15 protein-coding genes and 1 other RNA gene are annotated in these 20,061 nt (G+C 59.3%); 6 read left to right on the plus strand and 10 right to left on the minus strand.

Annotation, left to right across the window (positions count from 1 at the left end; all coding sequences use genetic code 11):
- Nucleotides 1–37: 37 nt before the first annotated feature.
- On the plus strand, nt 38–2,404 hold the full coding sequence (gene ligA, locus BUC40_RS22275) for an NAD-dependent DNA ligase LigA (protein WP_073268990.1): 2,367 nt from the start codon (nt 38–40) through the stop codon (nt 2,402–2,404).
- Nucleotides 2,405–2,593: 189 nt separating this feature from the next.
- Here the strand turns inward: ligA and BUC40_RS22280 are convergent, their stop codons facing one another.
- Complete coding sequence (locus tag BUC40_RS22280) at nt 2,594–4,306, minus strand: OPT family oligopeptide transporter (RefSeq protein ID WP_073268991.1); 1,713 nt, start codon at nt 4,304–4,306, stop codon at nt 2,594–2,596.
- Nucleotides 4,307–4,427: 121 nt separating this feature from the next.
- Nucleotides 4,428–4,706, minus strand: a complete 279-nt coding sequence (locus BUC40_RS22285) for an HU family DNA-binding protein (protein ID WP_073268992.1) — start codon at nt 4,704–4,706, stop codon at nt 4,428–4,430.
- A gap of 288 nt (nt 4,707–4,994) precedes the next feature.
- Between BUC40_RS22285 and BUC40_RS22290 the strand changes: the two genes are divergently transcribed.
- Together BUC40_RS22290 and ffs are read left to right on the plus strand one after the other, a co-directional pair.
- A complete protein-coding gene (locus BUC40_RS22290; RefSeq protein WP_073269002.1) occupies nt 4,995–6,629 on the plus strand; it encodes a methyl-accepting chemotaxis protein in 1,635 nt (544 codons plus the stop codon).
- Nucleotides 6,630–6,730: 101 nt separating this feature from the next.
- An RNA gene (gene ffs, locus BUC40_RS22295) (signal recognition particle sRNA small type) lies at nt 6,731–6,827 on the plus strand.
- Nucleotides 6,828–7,014: 187 nt separating this feature from the next.
- Here the strand turns inward: ffs and BUC40_RS22300 are convergent.
- The 4 genes from BUC40_RS22300 to BUC40_RS22315 form a co-directional block, all read right to left on the minus strand.
- Nucleotides 7,015–8,295, minus strand: a complete 1,281-nt coding sequence (locus tag BUC40_RS22300) for an OprD family porin (RefSeq protein ID WP_083593681.1) — start codon at nt 8,293–8,295, stop codon at nt 7,015–7,017.
- Nucleotides 8,296–8,431: 136 nt separating this feature from the next.
- Nucleotides 8,432–9,433 (minus strand): tripartite tricarboxylate transporter substrate binding protein, encoded by a 1,002-nt coding sequence (locus BUC40_RS22305; protein ID WP_073268993.1) that lies wholly within the window; start codon nt 9,431–9,433, stop codon nt 8,432–8,434.
- Nucleotides 9,434–9,496: 63 nt separating this feature from the next.
- Nucleotides 9,497–11,011 carry a tripartite tricarboxylate transporter permease gene (locus BUC40_RS22310; RefSeq protein WP_073268994.1) on the minus strand — a complete coding sequence of 505 codons (1,515 nt, stop codon included), beginning with the start codon at nt 11,009–11,011 and terminating at the stop codon, nt 9,497–9,499.
- 13 nt (nt 11,012–11,024) lie between these two features.
- Entirely contained in the window at nt 11,025–11,492 is a 468-nt protein-coding gene (locus tag BUC40_RS22315) for a tripartite tricarboxylate transporter TctB family protein (protein WP_073268995.1), read from the minus strand.
- Between the two features lie 1,139 nt (nt 11,493–12,631).
- Between BUC40_RS22315 and BUC40_RS22320 the strand changes: the two genes are divergently transcribed.
- Nucleotides 12,632–13,513 carry a DMT family transporter gene (locus tag BUC40_RS22320; protein ID WP_073268996.1) on the plus strand — a complete coding sequence of 294 codons (882 nt, stop codon included), beginning with the start codon at nt 12,632–12,634 and terminating at the stop codon, nt 13,511–13,513.
- Between the two features lie 67 nt (nt 13,514–13,580).
- On the opposite strand, the gene BUC40_RS22325 is transcribed toward BUC40_RS22320, so the two are convergent.
- Nucleotides 13,581–14,957, minus strand: a complete 1,377-nt coding sequence (locus tag BUC40_RS22325; protein WP_073268997.1) for an MFS transporter — start codon at nt 14,955–14,957, stop codon at nt 13,581–13,583.
- Between the two features lie 575 nt (nt 14,958–15,532).
- On the opposite strand from BUC40_RS22325, the gene quiC reads away from it, so the two are divergent.
- Both quiC and BUC40_RS22335 read left to right on the plus strand, forming a co-directional pair.
- A complete protein-coding gene (gene quiC, locus BUC40_RS22330) occupies nt 15,533–17,440 on the plus strand; it encodes a 3-dehydroshikimate dehydratase QuiC (protein ID WP_073268998.1) in 1,908 nt (635 codons plus the stop codon).
- An 83-nt stretch (nt 17,441–17,523) separates the two neighbouring features.
- Nucleotides 17,524–18,195: a TetR/AcrR family transcriptional regulator gene (locus BUC40_RS22335; RefSeq protein WP_425272950.1), complete on the plus strand. Its 672-nt coding sequence runs from the start codon at nt 17,524–17,526 to the stop codon at nt 18,193–18,195.
- A gap of 31 nt (nt 18,196–18,226) precedes the next feature.
- On the opposite strand, the gene BUC40_RS22340 is transcribed toward BUC40_RS22335, so the two are convergent.
- The 3 genes from BUC40_RS22340 to BUC40_RS23040 all read right to left on the minus strand — a co-directional run.
- On the minus strand, nt 18,227–19,084 hold the full coding sequence (locus BUC40_RS22340) for a shikimate dehydrogenase (protein WP_073269000.1): 858 nt from the start codon (nt 19,082–19,084) through the stop codon (nt 18,227–18,229).
- Nucleotides 19,085–19,088: 4 nt separating this feature from the next.
- A complete protein-coding gene (gene aroQ / locus BUC40_RS22345) occupies nt 19,089–19,529 on the minus strand; it encodes a type II 3-dehydroquinate dehydratase (RefSeq protein WP_073269001.1) in 441 nt (146 codons plus the stop codon).
- A 226-nt stretch (nt 19,530–19,755) separates the two neighbouring features.
- On the minus strand, nt 19,756–20,061 hold a 306-nt coding region (locus tag BUC40_RS23040), incomplete at its 5' end, for a hypothetical protein (protein WP_208605800.1).

The raw sequence follows: 20,061 nt of genomic DNA on the forward strand, positions 1-20,061 counted from the left end.
TTCTGTGCTGCTGTCGTAATTTGTCGAGAACTACCCCATGAAAGACTCCGCCCAACGCATCATCGAACTGCGCACCGAACTGGATGTGCACAACTATCGCTACTACGTGCTCGACGAGCCGAGCGTGCCAGACGCCGAATATGACCGGCTATTTCGCGAGTTGCAGGCTCTTGAAGCCGAACATCCTGAACTGGTAACGCCGGATTCGCCAACCCAGCGCGTGGGCGGCGAAGCGTTGAGCGCATTTGGCGAGGTACGCCACGAAGTGCCGATGCTCAGCCTTGGCAACGCCTTCGAGGAAGACGATTTGCGCGCCTTCGACCGCAGTGTGCAGAACGGCCTTGGTGTGCAGGGCGGCGATCTGTTTGGTGGTGGCGCCGAAGTCGAATACAGCTGCGAGCCTAAGCTCGACGGCCTGGCGGTTAGCCTGTTGTATCGCGATGGTAAGCTGTTGCGTGGCGCCACACGTGGCGATGGCACCACTGGGGAAGACATTAGCGTCAATGTGCGCACCATCCGCAACGTGCCGCTCAAACTCCATGGCACCGGCTGGCCGGATGTGCTGGAAGTGCGCGGCGAGGTGTACATGTCCCGCGCCGGCTTCGAGCGCCTTAACGCCAGCCAGGCCGAGATTGGCGGCAAGACCTTCGCTAACCCGCGTAACGCCGCAGCTGGCAGCCTGCGCCAGCTGGACTCGAAGATCACCGCCAGTCGCCCGCTGGAATTCTGCTGCTACGGCCTCGGCCAGCACAGTGCCGAGCCGGCCACCACTCAGGTCGGCATGCTGCAGCGGCTGAAGACCTGGGGCATTCCCATCAGCCCCGAATTGAAGCTGGCCAAGGGTGTCGAAGACTGCCTGGCCTATTACCGCGATATCGGCGAGCGGCGCATGGGCCTGGCCTATGACATCGACGGCGTGGTTTTCAAGGTCAACAACATCGAGGACCAGCAACAGCTGGGCTTCCGCGCACGCACGCCGCACTGGGCCATTGCCCACAAGTTTCCCGCCATGGAGGAACTGACCGAGCTGCTCGACGTGGAATTTCAGGTTGGCCGCACCGGTGCCGTGACGCCCGTCGCCCGTCTCAAGCCGGTCAAGGTGGCCGGGGTGACGGTGTCCAACGCGACGCTGCACAACATGGATGAGGTAGCGCGCCTCGGCGTGATGATCGGCGACACCGTGATCATCCGTCGCGCGGGGGATGTGATTCCGCAGGTCATGCAGGTCGTCACTGATCGTCGTCCCGAGGACGCCCGCCCGGTCGCCGTGCCTGAACAATGCCCCGTGTGTGGCTCGGCAGTCGAGCGCACCCAGTTGATCAAGCGCAGCAAGGGCCGCGAAACGGTCAGCGAAGGCGCCGTGTACCGCTGCGTCGGGCGCCTGGCGTGCGCGGCTCAGCTCAAGCAGGCGATCATCCATTTCGTCTCGCGCCGTGCCATGGATATCGAAGGCCTGGGCGAGAAGAGCGTCGAGCAGTTGGTCGATGAAGGCCTGGTCGGCTCGCCGGCTGATCTCTACACCCTGCAGTTCGAGCAGATCGTCGGCCTAGAGGGCTTTGCCGAAGTCTCCAGCCGCAAACTGCTCGACGCTATCGCCGACAGCAAGCGCCCGAGTCTGGCGCGTTTCATCTACGCGCTCGGTATCCCGGATGTCGGTGAGGAAACTGCCAAGGTGCTGGCGCGCTCGCTGGGTTCGCTGGAGCGCGTTATCCAGGCGCTGCCCGAGGTGCTGACCTATCTGCCGGACATCGGTCTGGAGGTTGCCCACGAGATTCACAGCTTCTTCGAAGATGAGCACAATCAGACCGTGATCAAGCACCTGCTTGAACGTGGCCTGGAGTTGCAGGACCAGGGCGAGCTGTCCGCCGAGTTTGCCGCCAGCACCACGCTGGGTGGCTTGCTCGACAAGCTGAACATTCCCTTCGTCGCAGCAACCGGCGCGAAGAATCTGGCCGAGCGCTTCAAGAGCCTCGACGGGGTGATTTCCGCTGATTGGCTCGATCTGAGCGCCATGAAGGGGCTCAACGAGAAGGCCAAGCAATCGGTACGCGAGTTCTTTGCCAACACTGAAAATACCGAGCGTGCACGAGCAATCGAAGCACAGCTGCGTGATTTCGGTATGCACTGGGAGAGCGAGAAAAAGGTGGTCGAAGGCCTACCGCTGGCCGGCCAGACGTGGGTGCTCACCGGCAGCCTGGAAGTGATGAGCCGCGATATCGCCAAAGAGAAACTGGAAGCCCTCGGCGCCAAGGTCGCTGGCTCTGTATCGGCCAAAACCACCTACGTGGTCGCCGGCCCCGGCGCTGGCTCGAAATTGGCCAAGGCTACCGAGCTGAACGTTCTGGTGCTCGATGAACAGACCTTTATCGCCAAACTGGCGGATTTCGGCATCAACGCCGAGTAGTAGCCCGGGTCGAGCGCAGTGACACTCGGGATGCCCTGGGTATCGCCTCGCTCAACGCCAGGCTACGGGCGGTTGCCGATCAATACGATCAGTGTAGAAGCCGACTTGCCCGCGATTGTTTTCTCCCGTAAGTGGGCTCCTATAGGTATGTCTGGACGGTTTGTGTAGGAGCTGGCTTGCCACCAGCGTCTAGCCACCCGCCAGCATCATCCAGAACGACGCCCCGACCCCGACGATACTTTCCCCGGCCACCAGGCCGGCTGCGGCCGCGATGGTGAAGCGTTCGCCCAGGCTGCGCCAGCGCGATTGAACCACCCAGGCGAGCAGGGCGCCGATTGACATCATCAGCGAAATTGACGCCGGGATAATGAAGGCCAGGCCAAAGGCGGCCGAACTCGGCAGCAGCCGGGCGTAGATCGACTGCACTGGCAGGCTCGCTTCCAGAATTCCGAATAGCGCACCACACAGCGCGCCAATCAGCATGGCCCAGCGGATGCTGGTGTCGAGCGAATCGAGGCCGTAGCCCAGCACTTCGGCCACCGCCTTCCAGGTGGCCACGGCCGGAGCTGGCCATTGCTGACTGATCAGCATGCTCTGTGGGTCGGGAATCAGGATCTGGTAGACCAGCACGCCGACGATGCTGCCGACGAGAATGCCCAGGCACTGAGCGATCAATTGGTTGTAAGGCTTGGCACCGATGGCATGGCCAACCCGGAAGTCGTTGAGCAGGTCGGTGCATTGCCCCGCTGCGCCGCCCGCGGTGTTGGCTGCCATCAGGTTGACGCTGATCTGCCCCGGTGCAATTACCCCGAAGGTCAGCTGCGACAGCTGTCCGGTGGCGCCAATCGGCGGAATGCCGGTCGCGCCGACCACCCGCGCCGCCATGCAGGCGAGGGCGACTGCCAGGGGCACGCTGAGCAGCGCCATCAGCGGGTCGATATCGAACAGCAGCACCTGCAGCGCGAGAACCAGCAGAGATGCCAAGAGCAGCATAAGCAGCGGCAGCTTCGCGGGCGCCTGCCGCGTTGTTGTACCCGCGACGCGTGCTACCCGCCGGCTTGCCACAAAACGTACGGCCAGCGCGGTTAGCGTGGCGCAGACCAGCAGTGTCACACCGGGCCACAGCAGCCATTCCACCAAAGGGCCGAACTGTGGGCCGCTGGCATCATCGGAGAGCGGCACCAGGCCGCTGCTGAGCAGCCAGGGCGCCAGGCTGCCCCAGGCGATCAGCGCGCCGAGTAGTAGTGAAAGGCCGACGCGAATGCCGATGATGCCGCCAAAGCCGATCAGCAGCGGCGATGGGTCGAGGTTGAAGGTCAGCCGCTCCAATTGCGCACTGGGCGACCAACGCGGCACGGTGTAGATGAAGGTATCGGCCCACTTGACCAGTCCGCCAAGCAAGGCGGCCGCGCCGAGTACGTAAAGCCGATGCAGGGCGTCACGGCCATGGTTATAGACCTGCTGCATGGTTTCCAGGGTGGCGACCGCCTCTGGAAAGCGCAGGCGGGTGTCCTCGACCATGCTGCGGCGCAGGTACCAGGCTACCCAGATACCCAGAAAGCTCACCGAGAATACCCAGGCCATCAGCGGCAGGGTGGGCAGTTGCTGGCCGGTCAGCAGGGTGTAGGCGGGAATCGGCGCGACCAGGCCGCCAGATATGATCGAGGCGGCAGCTGACGCGGTGGTTTGGTTGATGTTGCTTTCACGCATGCTCCAGGCCGTGCCAAGGCGCCAGCGCACCAGGCTCTGCCAGATGCCATAACTGACCAGCAGGGCGATGATCGACATGTTGAATGACCAGCCGATCTTCAGGCCTGAATATATATTCGATGGCGTCAGCAAGGCGCCAAGCAGCACGCCTGAAAACAGGGCGCGGAAGGTGAGTTCGCGGTCGGCGGGCATGACGAACCTGCGTCTGACGGATGTCGTCGTTTGAGGCAGCAGGCGGGTAGGGGTTCAGACTTATCGAGAGGGGCGTGTTGCTAGAAAGCAGCGGGGCGCGCTTCGGCGCCCCGCCGATGGATCAGTTGACCGCGTCGGTCAGGGCTTTGGCCGGTACGAACTTCACTACTTTCTTGGCAGCGATTTCGATGGCTTTGCCGGTCTGCGGGTTACGACCAGTGCGGGCCGGACGCTCGCTGACTTTCAGTTTGCCGATACCCGGCAGGGTGATTTCACCACCATTTTCCAAGGCGTCGCTGACGATCTCGCTGAGTTGATCGAGGGCCGCGCGGACAGTGGTCTTCGGCGAGTCGATGGCTTCAGCGATGTCACCGATCAATTGGTCTTTGGTAATGGCCATGTAATAGCTCCTTGGGGATGAAAAATCTGGCATCGAATAATGCCTGTGCATCATAGGCGATCGATCGAGTTACTTATGCGCGATCGGTCAGGCTTCATTGTGACCCAGCCTCTCCCGGTTAATTCCGCCCTAGTGCTCAAATTCGGGCGCTTGCGACCTTTTATCGCCTGTGCTCAGGGCTGTTAAGTTCGCGTAAAGATACTGGCGGTTTGCCTCTCTGTTGCGATAAAGAGGGCTATTCTCCTGAAAACAGTCGCCAGAGCCGTATTGGTTCTGCTGGGGGAAGTCATGCTGCGCTCATTCGCCGATCTTGGATTTCGTTCGAAGATTGCCTTGCCGATCATCTTCCTGGCGCTGCTGCTGGTGCTGATGGGCGGCCTGGCCATCTGGGGCATCGGCCAGGTGGTCGGTGCCAGCAACCGCATGACTCATCAGTTTCTGCCCGGCGTGAGCTTGCTGCTCAACGCCGATCGTGATCTGTACCAGGCGCTGGTCGCCGAGCGCAGCCTGCTCAGTGACGGTGCTCGCGAGCACATCGCCGATCTGCGTCAGTCCCAGGCCGAAAACGTCAAGCAGGCTGCCGATCGTGTGCGTGCCTACGCGCAGTTGCAGCCTGGCGATGAAGCCTTGCGTCTGGTAGGCGACTTCGAGCGCGCGTTCTCTGCCTGGGAACGCAGCGCTGCCCAGGTCATGCAACTGATAGGTACGGACGCGGCCGCAGCTGCGCGGCTTAGTTTTGGTGAAAGCGAGGCGCAGTTCGATGCCATGCGCGAGGTGATCAACAAGCTCGGCGAGCTGGAAGACCAGGGCGCCAATAATGTTGGCACTGCGGCCATAGTCCAAGGCGAGCGCCTGGGCTGGCAGCTCGGCGCGGCGGTGCTGAGCGGGTTACTGGTGTGCCTGCTGCTTATCATCGTTTTCCCGAGACTGGTGACAGGCCCGCTGTATCGCTTGCTCAACCGACTTGAAGAGCTTGCCGATGGCGACGGCGATCTACGTGTGCGCCTGGAAGTGTCTTCGCGCGATGAGCTAGGCCGGCTCAGCGCAACGTTCAACCGCTTTCTCGACAAACTTCACCCTATGATCAGCGACGTAGGACGCGTCACCGGTGAGGTCGCCAATGCGGCACAAGGTCTGGCAGTGATGGCTGCGACAAATGATCGGCTGATCAACAGCGAACATGCGGCGGTCGACCAAGTCAGCACGGCAGCTACAGAAATGAGCGCAGCGGTACACGAAGTCGCGCGCAGTGCCCAAGGCGCAGCTGACACCGTTCGCCACGCCGAGAGCCAATCGCGAGAAGGCGCGCGGGTGGTCGGCGCAACCATCCAGACAATTCGCCACCTGGCGGGCGAGGTCGAAAGCGCCTCGCAGAGTATCCAGGCACTTGAGCAGGAAGCCGGCCGGATTGGCGAGGTGCTGGCAGTCATTCGTGGCATCGCCGAGCAAACCAACCTGCTGGCTCTCAACGCCGCCATCGAGGCCGCGCGGGCTGGAGAGCAAGGGCGAGGATTCGCTGTGGTGGCTGACGAAGTGCGTGCACTAGCGGCGCGTACCCAGCAGTCGACCACCGACATTCAGGACATGATTCAGCGCTTGCAGGGCGGCGTGCAGAACGCCGTCAAGGCCACTCACTCCGGCAGTTTGAAGGCGCGCGAAAGTGTCGAGCAGGCGGCAGGCGTGGATCAGGCGTTGAGCGATACCAGTGATTCACTGCAGCGCATCAACGACATGACCGCGCAGATCGCTACCGCCTGTGAACAGCAGAGCAGCGTCACCGAGGAAATCGCTCGCAACATCACTGATATCCGCGAGTTGTCCAACGAGGCGGCGCATACCTCGCAGCAGAGCACAGAGGCCAGCCAGCGTCTGTCCGAGCTGTCCAGCGACCTGGCGCGATTGGTTGGGCGATTCCGCGTCTAGCCACCCGGATACATGCTAAGTGCTTGAAGCAGTTGTAAGTTCGGCGCAAGCCGGTACAATGGCGCCGGCTCACTGCAAGGTGAGCAGCGTTATGGTGGCCCTGCCGGTCCCCCCGCAACGATTACCCGTGAACCTGGTCAGATCCGGAAGGAAGCAGCCACAGCGGGAACATTGTGTGCCGGGGTGTGGCTGGTAGGGTCGCCTCCATTTTCAGACCTGTTCAGGTCGCCTCTTTCTGAATATCGCCTCGGCGCTCGGTACCCACCGTAGCGGCGCTTTTTGCTGTCCTATTTTCTTAATCGCAGGTAAGCGATCTTTCGTGTGTGCCATAAAAAAGCCCGTCACGAAGACGGGCAAAAGAGGTGACACTGGAGAGAGTTGCGGGTTACAGAATCGACAGCGGATAGTTGAAGATCAGGCGGTTTTCGTGAAGATCCTGACCAACGTCACGACGGACGTCGGAGTTGCGCCAGCGGACGCTGAGGTTTTTCAGGGTGCCATCTTGAATGGTGTAGGCCAGTTCGGATTCGCGGCCCCACTCTTCGCCATCCTTGCGACCATCGGTGGTATGGATGCTGTCGCCGCTCACATAGCGGTTCATCATGGTCAGGCCTGGAATACCAAGGCCAGCAAAGTTGTAGTCATGGCGCACCTGCCAGGAGCGCTCGTTAGGTGCGTCGTAGCTGTTGGTGAAACCGTCGTTGACCAGGGTGCCACCGCTGGTGCCGTCTACGCGCATGAATTTGGTCGAGCCATTGAGCTTCTGGTAGGCCAGCGTGAAGGTGTTGTTGCCAGTTTTGGCCGAGAAGCTGCCTTGGTATACCTTGTTATCCAGCCGGCCGGCCTTGGCAGCGCCTTCGTCTTTGCCGTCCACATAGCCCAGGTTGGCGCCCAGCACCCAGTCACCGACCGGCTGAGTATGAGTCAGCTGCAGGTAGCTCTGCTGGTAGATGTTTTCCAGGCGCGCGTGCCACAGGCCGACCATGGTGTTGTTGCCGTTGAACTTGAATTCCCCACCACCGAAGTTGAAGTCATCACCTTTGATGTTGTTGTAGGTCATGGCCTCGCGGCTGGCGTCGTTACGCTGGCTGTTCCTCCAGAATTGGCCGCCATACAGGGTCAGGCCGTCTATTTCACTGGAAGTTAGTTGAGCACCCTGGAAGGTTTGCGGCAGGGAGCGACCATCGTCAGCGCGCAGTATTGGTAGAACGGCAAACCATTCACCAACTTTCAGCTCGGTTTTGGAAATTTTCGCCTTGGCCGCTACGGCGGTTCGACCGAAGTCGTAGGCAGCCTCGCCGTCATCATGGATGGGCATCAACTGGGTGTTAGCGGCACCACGGTTGCCGTCCAACTTCACGCTGTACAGACCAAGCACGTCGAGGCCGAAGCCGACAGTGCCGGCGGTGTAACCGGAGCGAGCATCCAGAATGAAGCTCTGCGTCCAGCCTTCGGCCTGGCCCTGGCGCTCGCCGCGGATTACCGGGTCGGTGCCGTTGAGGTAATTGCGGTTGAAGTAGTAGTTGCGCAGACCAAGCGTGACCTTGGCATCTTCAACGAAACCTTCTGCATGTGCGCTTACCGGCAGCGCACAAGCTACTGCAAACGCTAGTAGCGAGGGCGTCAACAGGAGGTTGCCGCGAACTGCTGTTGCGATCAGATTCATGACTGTTTTCCTTTTTTCAGGACGCAGATGCCCTGCCGCCTATGCGGAAATTGTTAGCTGTCATCGAGTGGCGGAAGCCCAGGCTAGGGCTTCCGGGTTTACAAAGGCTGGGCAGCTTGCCTGCCCAGCCGGTGTATCAGGGCTTCGCGATACCGACGCTGTCCGGCGAGATTTCGATGGCCTTGGCCTTGTACATCGACCAAGCGGTAACCGACTGCCAGCGTTTGAGGAACTGCTCGGCCTCGGCGCCGTTGAGGTTCAGGCTCTGCGCCCCGTAGTTCTTCAGGAAGCCTTGGAACTCTTCGTTGGCGACTGCTTTAGAGTAGGCTTCGACCAGCTTCTGCTTGATGTCGTCCGGGGTGTCTTTGTGGACGAAGGCGCCCCAGAACGGGCCCCACGGCAGGTACTCGGCGATGTCAGGCAGTGCTTTGGTGATCGGTTCGACGCCTGGCAGTTCCGGTACTTCGTCGGCAGCCAGTACGGCGAGTGCCTTGAGTTTGCCGGAGCGCACCAGTTCCTGGGCGGCTGCCAGGCTCAGCGGCATGAAGTCGATGTGTTTGCCCATCAATGCGGTGATGCCAGGGCCGTCGCCACCGAAGGTCACTTCACGCACTTTCAGTTCGCCAACCGCGTTGACCATGGCATGCACAGTGCTCGGCAGGCCGCCGGCGCCGGTAGAGCCCATGCGCAGGGTGTCGGGTTTTTCTTTGGCGGCGGCTAGCAGATCGGCCATGGAGTTGAACGAGCTGTCGGCGTTGGTGGCGATCACCACCACGTTCTGGCCAATGATGTTGACCGGGTAGAAATCGCTGTAGTCGAACTTGGCCAGCCCGAGAACCGGGTAAAGCTGCGGATTTTCGGCGCCGAGCAGCAGGGTGTAGCCATTGGGCTTCTGCTGCATCACGTAGCTGCTGCCGATCACGGCGGTGCCGCCGGGGCGATTGTTGAGGATCAGCTTGGTGCCCAGTTCCTTCTCGACATAGGGCGCCAGGCTGCGCATCACGTTATCGGTGGCACCGCCGGCGCCCCAGGGAATTACCGCCTGGATGCTGCGCTCCGGATATTCGGCATGGGCGGGTAGGGCAAGCGTCAGTGCGCTAAGGGAAAATGCGACGCCGGTAAGTAGTTGCTTGAGCATGTTGGAGACTCTCCATTGGTTGTTTTTATATATCCGTTTCCGGGCATGCGTGACGCGGGTGCATCAGGGTTGAATCGAGGATCCTTTGAACTTGCCCTTGAGCCAGCCGAATAGCGGTGTGTTGCTCATCAGAACCAGCAACAGTGCTGTGCTGAGAATCAGCGATACCGGGCTGTTGACCAGTTCGAGCAACAACTCCTGGGGATTGTCGCCCACCGAAGCCATGGCCTGACGGTAGGAGGTGTCCATCAGTGGGCCGAGAATGACGCCCAGAATAATTGGTCCCATTTGAAAGCCGAACGCCTTGAGGAAGTAGCCCAGCACGCCAAAACCTAGCATCCAGTACACCTCGGTCATGCTGCTGTTCAGTGAGTAGGCGCCGACGGTGCAGAGCACCAGGATTAATGGAATAAGCATGGCCTTGGGCAGCTCGACGACCTTGGCGAACAACTTGATGCCCATCAGCCCGAAGATCAGCAGGAAGATGTTGGCCAGCGCCAGGTTGCCGACGGTGAACCAGAAGATGTGGGGGTTCTCGACCATCAGCATCGGCCCGGGATTGAGGCCGTGAATCACCAGCGCGCCGATGATCACGGCCGTTACGGCGTCGCCAGGCATGCCCAGAGTCAGCATTGGCACATAGGCGCTGCCCACTGCCGCGCTGTTGGCGGTTTCCGGTGCGACCAGGCCTTCGTAGGCGCCTTCGCCAAAGGGGCGGCTCGGATTCCTCACGGTGCGTTTGGCATGGTCATAGGCCATTAGAGCGGCGATGTCGCCTCCTACGCCAGGCAGCGCGCCGATTACCACGCCGATGGCCGAGGTACGCAGCGACAAGGGCAGAAATTTGAGCACCATCGCCAGCGGCGGAACGATCTTGCTGACGTTCTGCCGGACCGCTGCGCTGCCGAGGTTGTGCAGCTGGTACAGGGCTTCCGCCACACCGAACAGGCCGATCATCACCACCACGTAGTGAATGCCGCCCATCAACTCCATTTGTCCCAGAGTGAAGCGGCCCTGGGCTGTGACCGGATCCATGCCGATCAGGCCGATGATCGCGCCCAGCGCGGCGGCGAAGATGCCCTTGGCCAGGCTGCCTTCAGCCAGGCTACCCACTAGCATCAGACCGATGGCGGCGATCAGGAAATAATCGCGCGGCGCGAATTTCAGCGCCAGGTCGCCCAGGACGGGCGCGGCACAGGCCAGTACCACGGTGCCGGCGAGGCCGCCAATCACTGACATTACGGTGCTCAGGCCGATCGCCTGACCAGCCTCGCCACGTTTGGCCAACGGATAACCGTCGAAAGACGTGGCTACCGAGGAAGGCCCGCCCGGGATATTGAGCAGGATCGCGCTTCGCGAACCGCCGTACACGCCGCCGATGAAGATGCCGACGATCAGTGCCAGGGCGTCATTGACGTCCCAGGAGAAGGTGAACGAGACGAGGATGGACACCGCCATGGTCACTGATAGGCCGGGAATGGCGCCAATGTAGATGCCGGCGAAGGTGCCGAGTGCTGTCAGCAACAGCAGGTTGGGGTCCATCCAGGCCATCAGCAGGTAGGAAAAAGTATCGCTCATGGAAAGTCTCGCCTCAGGGCAGGTAGACGCTGAACGCCAGGGTGAACAGCAGGTAGATGGCCACTAGCGATACACTGCTGGCCAGCAGGGCCGACAGCAGCTTTCCGCGTCGCAGATAGACGATGGAAAACATCAGGAAGGCGAAGGTGCTGACGTAGAAGCTCGCCCACTGGATGACGGCCAGGTAGGCCACTGAGAGCAGGGTGAACACCACGATGTGGCGTGGGAAGTGTTCGTGGCTGAAGCGCTTGGCCGAGGCTGTCCAGCCTTCGCCGTGAGTCGTCTTGCCGCGCAGTTCCCAGAGCACTCGCATGGCGGAGATCAGCAGCACGGCGCCGACCCCCAGGGGAAAGGCGCCCGGCGAGCTGATCGAGGAAAACCCGGATATCAGGTAGGCCTGATACAGAACAGCGAGGCTGAATATCACCAGCAGAACGCAGAACGTACGTTCGCCCACCGGCACTTTTTTCGATGTGCTCATTGTCACTCCACAAGCAGCCATTCTGGCTGCGTCAGGGCTGCCAGAATCAGGGGCGTGTGCAGTTTCGAGTTGTCACCGGCGCGGCGCTGCTTGAAATGGCGTGCGGCCTTAGCAGGTCGAGTGCGCTGGGTGAGAATGACGATGCGTCATCGCTGTGCGTGTTGATCAGCGAGCGGAGGGCGCCAAGGCAGATCTGCCTGGCACGGACGAATACCGTGTTGAGCTGTGGCATGGAATGACCTTTTTATATTTATAGGTGCGGCATGTTGTCGTGAGTGTCGCCAGCGGAACGGGCAAGTCACGGCAAGATGATGGGAATACTGTGCGGTGATGCCAGCTATTTCAATTCGCAAAACTCGTTCCTGTTCGATAAACGAACAGGAACGAACCAGTTAGTACAAATGACGGCCGTTGATTATCGCGCGCGCTCAAAGAGCCCGCTACGATTGCAGGCCGGTGTGTCACGTGGGTTTATTTCAAAATGTGGCGGGTCTCTTGAAGCCTTTTATGAGGCTTCGTGAGGAGGGGAATACATGCGACTAGTCAGCATTATTCGCGAGCTACGTCACTCGAGTTACGAGGTAGAGCTGGCGACTCTCGCCATTTATTCGCTGCTGCTCGGCCATTGAAGGCGGGGCTGGTGGGATGCTGCGGTTCGCTTCTAGCGGCTGGAGTATTGGGCATACATCCCGAGTAAATTCGCTCTATCTTAAACGCTACGCTGAGTATCTCGAGAAGCTGCGCCAAGCGGAACCATCGCGCCTGTGTTGTGCCCAATCTTGCGATGTGGCTGAACCACGACCTGATGAGAGGGCAGCGATTTTTCTGCCAAGCCCGCATCACACGCCGTTTTGCCGGTGAAGGTGGTTGTGACTTGGCAGGGCTGTTGCTCTGTCTACCGGCCTACATTCCAGTAAGCCGGGAAGGCTCCACGCCGAATTTACTGGCAGGCGTAATTGCCGTGGAATGCGTCCGAGCCGATATCGATATAGCCAATGCGTCGTTAGTCCGGTTGCCTGCCTATGCTAAGCCCATACCTGAATCGATCGCGTCAGTTTTAACTTGTTGATCAGGATCAGACTGACTAAATAGTTAGTCTGCTACCGAGTGAAGTCATCCGCTCAACCACGAGAGGCTGCATGAGTACCCCCAGTTCGCTATCTGGCGTCAATCACCCGCTAAAGGGCATTGGCCTTGTCGTGTTGGCCACCTTTCTGTTCGCCACTCACGACGCGCTGTCCAAGTACCTGTCCGGTTTCTATCCGGTGATCATGGTGGTGTGGGCACGTTATGTTGTGCATACCCTGCTGATGGCGGGCATCTTTCTGCCGCAGTCAGGCCTGCGGGTTTTACGTAGCAAGCGGCCAGGTTTGCAGGCATTGCGGGCAGTCTGTTTGCTGGGCTGCAGCCTGTTCTTCACCAGCGGCCTGCTTTATATCCCGTTGGCCGAGGCAACCGCGGTCAACTTCCTTGCGCCATTGCTGGTTACCGCTCTTTCCGTTCCGTTGCTCAAGGAGCATGTCAGCCGTGGTCAATGGGCAGCGGTGCTGGTTGGCTTCGTAGGGGTGTTGATCATCGTGCATCCGGGCGGTGAGCTGTTCACCCCTGCAGTGTTGCTGCCGCTGTGCTCGGCGAGTTGTTTTGCGGCCTATCAGATACTCACCCGGCTGCTCAGTCAGTACGACACGCCAACTACTAGCAACTTCTTCACCGGTTTGCTCAACACCCTGCTGATGAGCTGCCTGGTGCCATTCTTCTGGCAATTGCCGCAGTGGCACCATTTGCCGTTGATGCTGGCACTTGGTGCGTGTGGCATGTTCGCTCATTTGCTGCTGACCAAAGCGTTCCGGCATGCTGCTCCGGCGCTGCTGGCACCGTTTGGTTATTGTCAGATCGTCTTCGCCGGTTTGCTTGGGCTGTTGGTGTTTGGCCACGACCCGGAGACCAGCGCCAAGGTAGGTATCGCCATTATCTGCCTGAGCGGCCTGGCTGCTGCCTACCAGCAGCGCCGGAAGCGCTGACGTTTCAGTCTCTCAGAAATGCAAGAAGGCCCATTAAGGGCCTTCTTGCTTTACGCGTTAACGCTGATCAATGGCTGGCGTCTTTCACGCTGCTTCTGCGCGCAGCGTCGTACTCAGCTTTGTCCATCGGCTTGGCGCCTGGCTTACCCAGCTCGCTCATCGGGATCCGGTAGGTTTCCGGAGCGATAAAGGCGGCAATGGCGCACAGGCAGGTGATGCCGAATGCCAGGCCACCGATCATCCAAGGGATATTGTCCGAGCCTGGCGGCGCTACCAAAGCGAAGATTGCTGGCAGCATCGCGGTCAGCATGGTGCCGATGTTCTGGGCAATGGCCATGGCCGAGACGCGGTAGCGGGTCTGGAACAGTTCCGGGTAGAAGCTTGGGAACACGGCGTTATAGCCCTGATAAACCACGCCCCACATCAGCAGCGACATGATGAATGCCAGCGGCACGCTACCGATGCTGATCGCATACAGGTAACCAAAGGCCAGTAGGCCAGAGCCCAGTGCACCGGTGATCATGGTCGGGCGCCGGCCGATCTTGTCCGAGAGGTTGCCCACGAACGGAATCACCAGCACGGCGACGATGTTGCCGACCACCGGAATCCACAGGTAAATACTCTTGTCGAAGCCGATGCCGTAGGCCGGTTGCACAGCGTAAGCGCCACCGAAGATGGTTGCGACTACCGGGATCACGTTCATCAGGGCCATAACCATAACCAGGAACATGGTCCTCCAGCTGGTGCTGAACGCTTCGGAGATTGGTGATTTGGCGATCTTCTGCTTGCTCTCTTCGTTAACGAAGGCAGGCGTTTCATGGACTTCACGACGGATGATGAAGCCTGCCAGCAGTACGAAAGCGCTGAGCAGGAACGGAATCCGCCAGCCCCAGTCGTTAAAGGCTTCGCTCGGCATGAAGTACGCCAGCGGCAGGAATACTGCGGCGGCCAGTACCTGGCCCGCTTGTACGCCCTGCAGCGTGAAGCTGGCATAGAAGCCTCGCCGTCCGAATGGGGCATGCTCAAGAATCATCGAGCTGGCGCCTGATATTTCACCCGCCACTGCAAAGCCCTGAATCAGGCGCAGCACTACCAGCATCGCTGGAGCCAGTAGGCCGATATCGTGATAGGTCGGCAGCAGGCCAACGGCCATAGTGGAGATGCCCATCAGGAACATGCACAGCAGCAGCACATTTTTGCGGCCGCGGGTGTCGCCCCAGTGACCTAGGACGAAGGCGCCAACTGGGCGAGCCAGATAGCCGACGCCATAGGTTGCCAGCGAGGCAACGATGGCCATCTTCGGATCAGTGTTGGGAAAGAAGATCTGCGGGAATATCAACGCAGCCGCTTGGGCGTAGATGAAGAAATCGTAATACTCCAGTGCTGAACCGACCCAGCCGCTGGCAGTTGCTTTCTTGGCTTGTGAACTTGAGGGCTTAGCCATCATGGTCTCCGTTGTTATTAGAGCGCTGAGCGAGGAGGCACCGGAGTGCGCTCTGGCCACAGAGTTAGGCGACCGGCCTGGTGGTGGCGCCGGTCAACCCGCTTTCAGGATTATCGAGCGGAGTGTCGCGAGTCAGGGTTGGACGTGCGCCGTAGCAGTTGGCGGGGTGGTTGCCAAAAAGCGTGCGAATGGTATGCGGGTACGCAGGGGCTGGGAAGTAAGCATGGGAGCACTCTTATTGAAATTGTTATGGATGATGCATGGTTGCTTGCTGGTCGCGCGGAACGATATTTTGCGCTGCAGTGGGAAACATGGTGTTGCAAACGATCAAATAGCGTCAATTCGATAAACGGCCTTTCGTTCGATAACCGCACGAAAAACTAACTAGTTCGTACACTTTGAATTGCCGCCTCACGCCGGGGCACGAATAATCGATCAAAGCCTCGAAGGTAGTAGGCTGCTGCATTGAACGGCGGGCAGCCAGAGGCTCGAATGCCTTTAATAGCTACGCTTGCTGGTGTTGGCCCAGGTCATAACGCGATCCGCAGAGATCGTAATCTACAAGGAGCTGAAGTATGCATCGCTCGATTGCCACTGTGTCCCTGAGCGGCACGTTGCCCGAAAAGCTGGAAGCTATTGCGGCTGCGGGCTTCGACGGTGTCGAAATCTTTGAGAATGACCTGCTGTACTACGCTGGCAGCCCGCGTGATGTGCGCAAGATGTGCGCCGATCTGGGGATCGCCATCACGCTGTTTCAGCCGTTCCGCGATTTCGAGGGCTGCCGCCGTGATCGCCTGCAGCGCAATCTTGATCGCGCCGAACGCAAGTTCGATTTGATGCAGGAACTGGGTACCGACCTAGTACTGGTCTGCAGCAACGTGGCCGCCGATTCGCTCGGCGATGAAGAAATTCTTGTCGATGACCTGCGCTTGCTGGGGGAGCGCGCTGGTGCACGCGGGCTGCGCATTGGCTACGAGGCGCTGGCCTGGGGCCGGCACGTTAATACTTACCAGCAGGTGTGGAACCTGGTTCGCCAGGTGGATCACTCCGCGGTGGGTGTGATCTTCGATAGCTTCCATACGCTTTCACTCAAAGGCGATCCGGCTGCCATCGCCGATATCCCAGGCAACAAGATCTTTTTCGTGCAAATGGCCGATGCGCCGGTTCTGGCCATGGATGTGCTGGAATGGAGCCGCCATTTCCGCTGCTTCCCAGGCCAGGGTGAATTCGATCTGCCGGGCTTCCTCGCCCCGATCATCCGCACCGGTTACACCGGGCCGCTGTCGCTGGAAATCTTCAACGATGGCTTCCGAGCTGCGCCACCGCGTGCCAATGCGGTCGACGGCCTGCGCTCGTTGCTCTATCTAGAAGAAAAGACCCGCCAACTGCTTGCAGCCGACACCCAGGCACCAAATCTGGACCTGTTGTTCGATACGCCGCCCGCCAGTCGTTACCACGGTGTGGAGTTTCTGGAGTTTGCCGTCGATGAGGCGGCAGGGGCTAAGCTGTCCGGTTGGCTCGAGCGACTGGGCTTTGCAAAGGCCGGTGAGCATCGCTCCAAGGACGTTAGCCTGTTGCGCCAGGGCGATATCAATATCGTGCTCAATGCCGAGCCATATTCTTTCGCCCATGGTTTCTTCGAAGCCCATGGCCCATCGCTGTGCGCCACTGCCTTGAAGGTAAAGGACGGCGCCACAGCGCTGCAGCGAGCGATCGACTATCGTGGTCATCCTTATCGTGGTTTGGTTGGCCCGAACGAGCGGGAGATTCCCGCCATGCGCGCACCTGATGGCAGCCTCATCTATCTGGTTGATCAGGCCGAAGCGGGGGAGACCATCTACGATAGCGACTTCAAACTTGATCCTGCTGCGGTTCCGACCGGCAGCCTGCAGCGTATCGACCATATGGCGCTGGCGTTGCCTGCCGAAAGCCTCGACAGCTGGGTACTGTTCTACAAGAGCCTGCTGGATTTTGAGGCAGACGACGAAGTGGTGCTGCCAGACCCGTATGGTCTGGTGAAAAGCCGCGCATTGCGCAGTCGCTGCAGCTCGGTGCGTTTGCCGCTGAACATTTCGGAGAACCGCAATACCGCCATTGCTCATGCCCTATCGAGTTACCGCGGCTCTGGCGTGCATCACATCGCATTTTCCTGCGAAGACATTTTCAAGGAAGTCGAGCGTGCTAAGGAAGCAGGCGTGCCGCTGCTGGACATTCCGCTCAACTATTACGACGACTTGGCTGCACGTTTCGATTTCGATGACGAGTTTCTCAGCGAGCTGGCCTACTACAACGTGCTCTATGACCGCGACGCTCAGGGCGGCGAGCTTTTCCATGTGTACACCGAAGCCTTCGAGGAGCGGTTTTTCTTCGAGATCATCCAGCGCAAGAATGGTTATGTCGGCTACGGCGCAGCTAACGTAGCAGTGCGTCTCGCCGCTATGGCTAAAGCGCGCAGTGGTAGTGTGCGTCAGGCGAAGCTGTAAGTTGTGCCCCGGCGGATGCAGGCCAGTACCTGCATCCGCTTTGCGTCAGCAGTAATAATAAGAATTCCATGATGAGTGATTCCATGACCACTATCCTCGGGCCTCAGAGCCCGGCAGTTGCCGCCGCGCCACGCAAGCCGCGCAAGAACAACCCGGAAAAGACCCGCGAGAACATCCTGCAGGCCGCCATCACCGAATTCGTTCAGCAAGGCCTGTCAGGCGCACGGGTCGATGCCATCGCCGAGCGTACAGCGACCTCCAAACGCATGATCTACTACTACTTCGGCAGCAAAGAGCAACTGTATGTCGAGGTGCTCTTGAAGCTGTACGGCGATATCCGTAGCACGGAGCATCGCCTGCATCTCGATGAGTTGCCCGCGCCCGATGCCATCCGCCGGCTGGTCGAATTCACCTTCGATCACCACGACCGCAATTCGGATTTCGTGCGCATTGTCTGTATCGAGAACATCCATTACGGCGAATACGTAAAACAGTCGCCGGAAATCCGCCGAATGAGCAACGTGGTGCTGCAGGCACTTGAGGAGACGCTCAAGCGGGGAGAACAGGAAGGCCTGTTCCGCGAAGGCCTCACTACCGTTGACGTGCACATGCTGATCAGCTCGTTTTGCTTCTATCGAGTATCCAACCGGCATACTTTCGGTGAAATCTTCCAGATCAATCTGCTGGATGAGCAAGTCAAGCAGCGCCATAAGGCCATGATCTGCGAAGCAGTGTTGCGCTACATCACTCGTTGAAAAGGCCGGCTAATTCGCCGGCCCATATGCATCAGGCATTCATGCTGTGGAAGTGGTCGAGCATGCGTTGCGCGTCTGCTTCAGAGCCACTGAACAGTTCGAATGCTTTCACCGCCTGAAATACCGCCATGTTGCCACCATCCAGCGTTCTGCAGCCGATTGCTCTGGCTTCGCGAAGCAACTCCGTTTCGAGTGGGAAGTAAACGATCTCCGCGACCCAGAGGGCGGCGCGCAACAGCTCTTTGGGAATCGGCATACCTGGAAGCTTGGCCATACCCATTGGGGTGGTATTGACCAGACCATCTGCGTTCGACATTGCGGAGGCGAGGTCGTCGCCAGCCTGAGCGCGTTGCGAACCGAAGTGTTTGTTCAAGTTGGCAGCCAATGCCTCGGCGCGCGCTAGCTCAACGTCAAAGATGCTCAGCTGCTCTACGCCTTCACTCAGCAAGGCGTGAGCGACCGCAGCACCTGCGCCGCCTGCACCCATTTGCACGACTTTACGGCGCTGCACGTCACCAAGCCCGCGCCGGAAACCTTCCAGGAAACCCAGGCAGTCGGTGTTGTGGCCAATACGCTTGCCGTCTTTGAATACAACCGTATTGACTGCGCCAATACCTCTGGCTTCGTCTGAAAGCTCATCGAGCAGAGGGATGATTGCCTGCTTGCAGGGGAAGGTGATGTTCAGTCCGGTAAAGCTCATACGTTCGGCAGCGCTCAACAGGGCGGGTAGGGCACTGCTGTCGAGCTTCAATTGGTCGATGTCGATCAGCCTATATAAGTAGCGGATGCCTTGGGCGTCGCCTTCATGTTCGTGCATGGCAGGCGTTCGGGAAGCCTGAATGCCTGCGCCGATAAGGCCGGCCAGGATGCTTTGGGTATTGGTGGTCATTGGCTTATTCCTTAACAAGATGGCTGAAGTGCTGAAGTGCAGCGCGATAGCCACCGCTGCCCAGGCCGCAGATCACGCCCAGAGCGATAGGAGATACGAAGGAGTGGTGGCGAAAGGTTTCCCTTTTGTGCACGTTGGACAAATGCACTTCTATTACCGGTAACTCGCAAGCGACCAGCGCATCGCGTATGGCCACTGAGGTGTGGGTCCAGGCTGCCGGGTTGATCACGATGCCTGCGCAGCGTCCCCGCGCCTTGTGAATCCAGTCGATTAGCTCGGCTTCATGATTGGTCTGCCGGAACTCAGTGGCCAGACCCAGCGCTTCGGCCGTATCTGCGCAAAGCTTTGATAGGTCGGCCAAGGTCTCATGGCCGTAGGTCGCCGGTTCGCGAGTGCCGAGCATGTTGAGGTTCGGGCCGTTGAGGATAAGGATGATGGGAGCCATGGTGCTACCTGTTGTTATTGTGGAGTCACCCTGTTGGGTAGGGTGAAAAATGTACTAACCGGTTAATTTGGTCAATATCTCCTCTATATATAGGTAAGACAAAGCGTTCGATTATCGAGCTCGGGCTCATAACGCAGAAAACTGAAATAAGCGCTTGACCAGAAGCTGTGGGGGCCTATAATGCGCACCACTTCCGGCGCAGCATGATCTGAAAACTCCTTGTAGATCAACGAGTTAGACGAAAATAAAGGTTGCACGGACGGCGAATTCGAGTAGAATGCGCCGGCATCGACAGGGTGGTTTGAGTGGTTCTGTTGATGGTTCGGTCAGGTGTGATCGAAGGCGGTAAAAGAGGGTGTTGACAGCGGTTTGTAACGCTGTAGAATGCGCCTCCCGCTGGAGAGAAGATGATCTGGTCGGGCGCTGCAAGGTGTTGAGAAGAAAGAAAAAGTTCTTCAAAAACAACTTGACAGGAAATGAGGCTGCTGTAAGATGCGCGCCTCGGTTGAGACGAAAGAATCAACCAACCGTT

The sequence above is a fragment of the Phytopseudomonas punonensis genome (genome assembly GCF_900142655.1).
Classification (GTDB): Bacteria; Pseudomonadota; Gammaproteobacteria; order Pseudomonadales; family Pseudomonadaceae; genus Aquipseudomonas; species Aquipseudomonas punonensis.

Bases quoted from the DNA above. Each gene is read 5' to 3' on its own strand.
- ligA (WP_073268990.1), top strand. From the start codon at position 38: ATGAAAGACTCCGCCCAACGCATCATCGAACTGCGCACCGAACTGGAT.
- BUC40_RS22280 (WP_073268991.1), bottom strand. From the start codon at position 4,306: ATGCCCGCCGACCGCGAACTCACCTTCCGCGCCCTGTTTTCAGGCGTG.
- BUC40_RS22285 (WP_073268992.1), bottom strand. From the start codon at position 4,706: ATGGCCATTACCAAAGACCAATTGATCGGTGACATCGCTGAAGCCATC.
- BUC40_RS22290 (WP_073269002.1), top strand. From the start codon at position 4,995: ATGCTGCGCTCATTCGCCGATCTTGGATTTCGTTCGAAGATTGCCTTG.
- BUC40_RS22300 (WP_083593681.1), bottom strand. From the start codon at position 8,295: ATGAATCTGATCGCAACAGCAGTTCGCGGCAACCTCCTGTTGACGCCC.
- BUC40_RS22305 (WP_073268993.1), bottom strand. From the start codon at position 9,433: ATGCTCAAGCAACTACTTACCGGCGTCGCATTTTCCCTTAGCGCACTG.
- BUC40_RS22310 (WP_073268994.1), bottom strand. From the start codon at position 11,011: ATGAGCGATACTTTTTCCTACCTGCTGATGGCCTGGATGGACCCCAAC.
- BUC40_RS22315 (WP_073268995.1), bottom strand. From the start codon at position 11,492: ATGAGCACATCGAAAAAAGTGCCGGTGGGCGAACGTACGTTCTGCGTT.
- BUC40_RS22320 (WP_073268996.1), top strand. From the start codon at position 12,632: ATGAGTACCCCCAGTTCGCTATCTGGCGTCAATCACCCGCTAAAGGGC.
- BUC40_RS22325 (WP_073268997.1), bottom strand. From the start codon at position 14,957: ATGGCTAAGCCCTCAAGTTCACAAGCCAAGAAAGCAACTGCCAGCGGC.
- quiC (WP_073268998.1), top strand. From the start codon at position 15,533: ATGCATCGCTCGATTGCCACTGTGTCCCTGAGCGGCACGTTGCCCGAA.
- BUC40_RS22335 (WP_425272950.1), top strand. From the start codon at position 17,524: ATGACCACTATCCTCGGGCCTCAGAGCCCGGCAGTTGCCGCCGCGCCA.
- BUC40_RS22340 (WP_073269000.1), bottom strand. From the start codon at position 19,084: ATGACCACCAATACCCAAAGCATCCTGGCCGGCCTTATCGGCGCAGGC.
- aroQ (WP_073269001.1), bottom strand. From the start codon at position 19,529: ATGGCTCCCATCATCCTTATCCTCAACGGCCCGAACCTCAACATGCTC.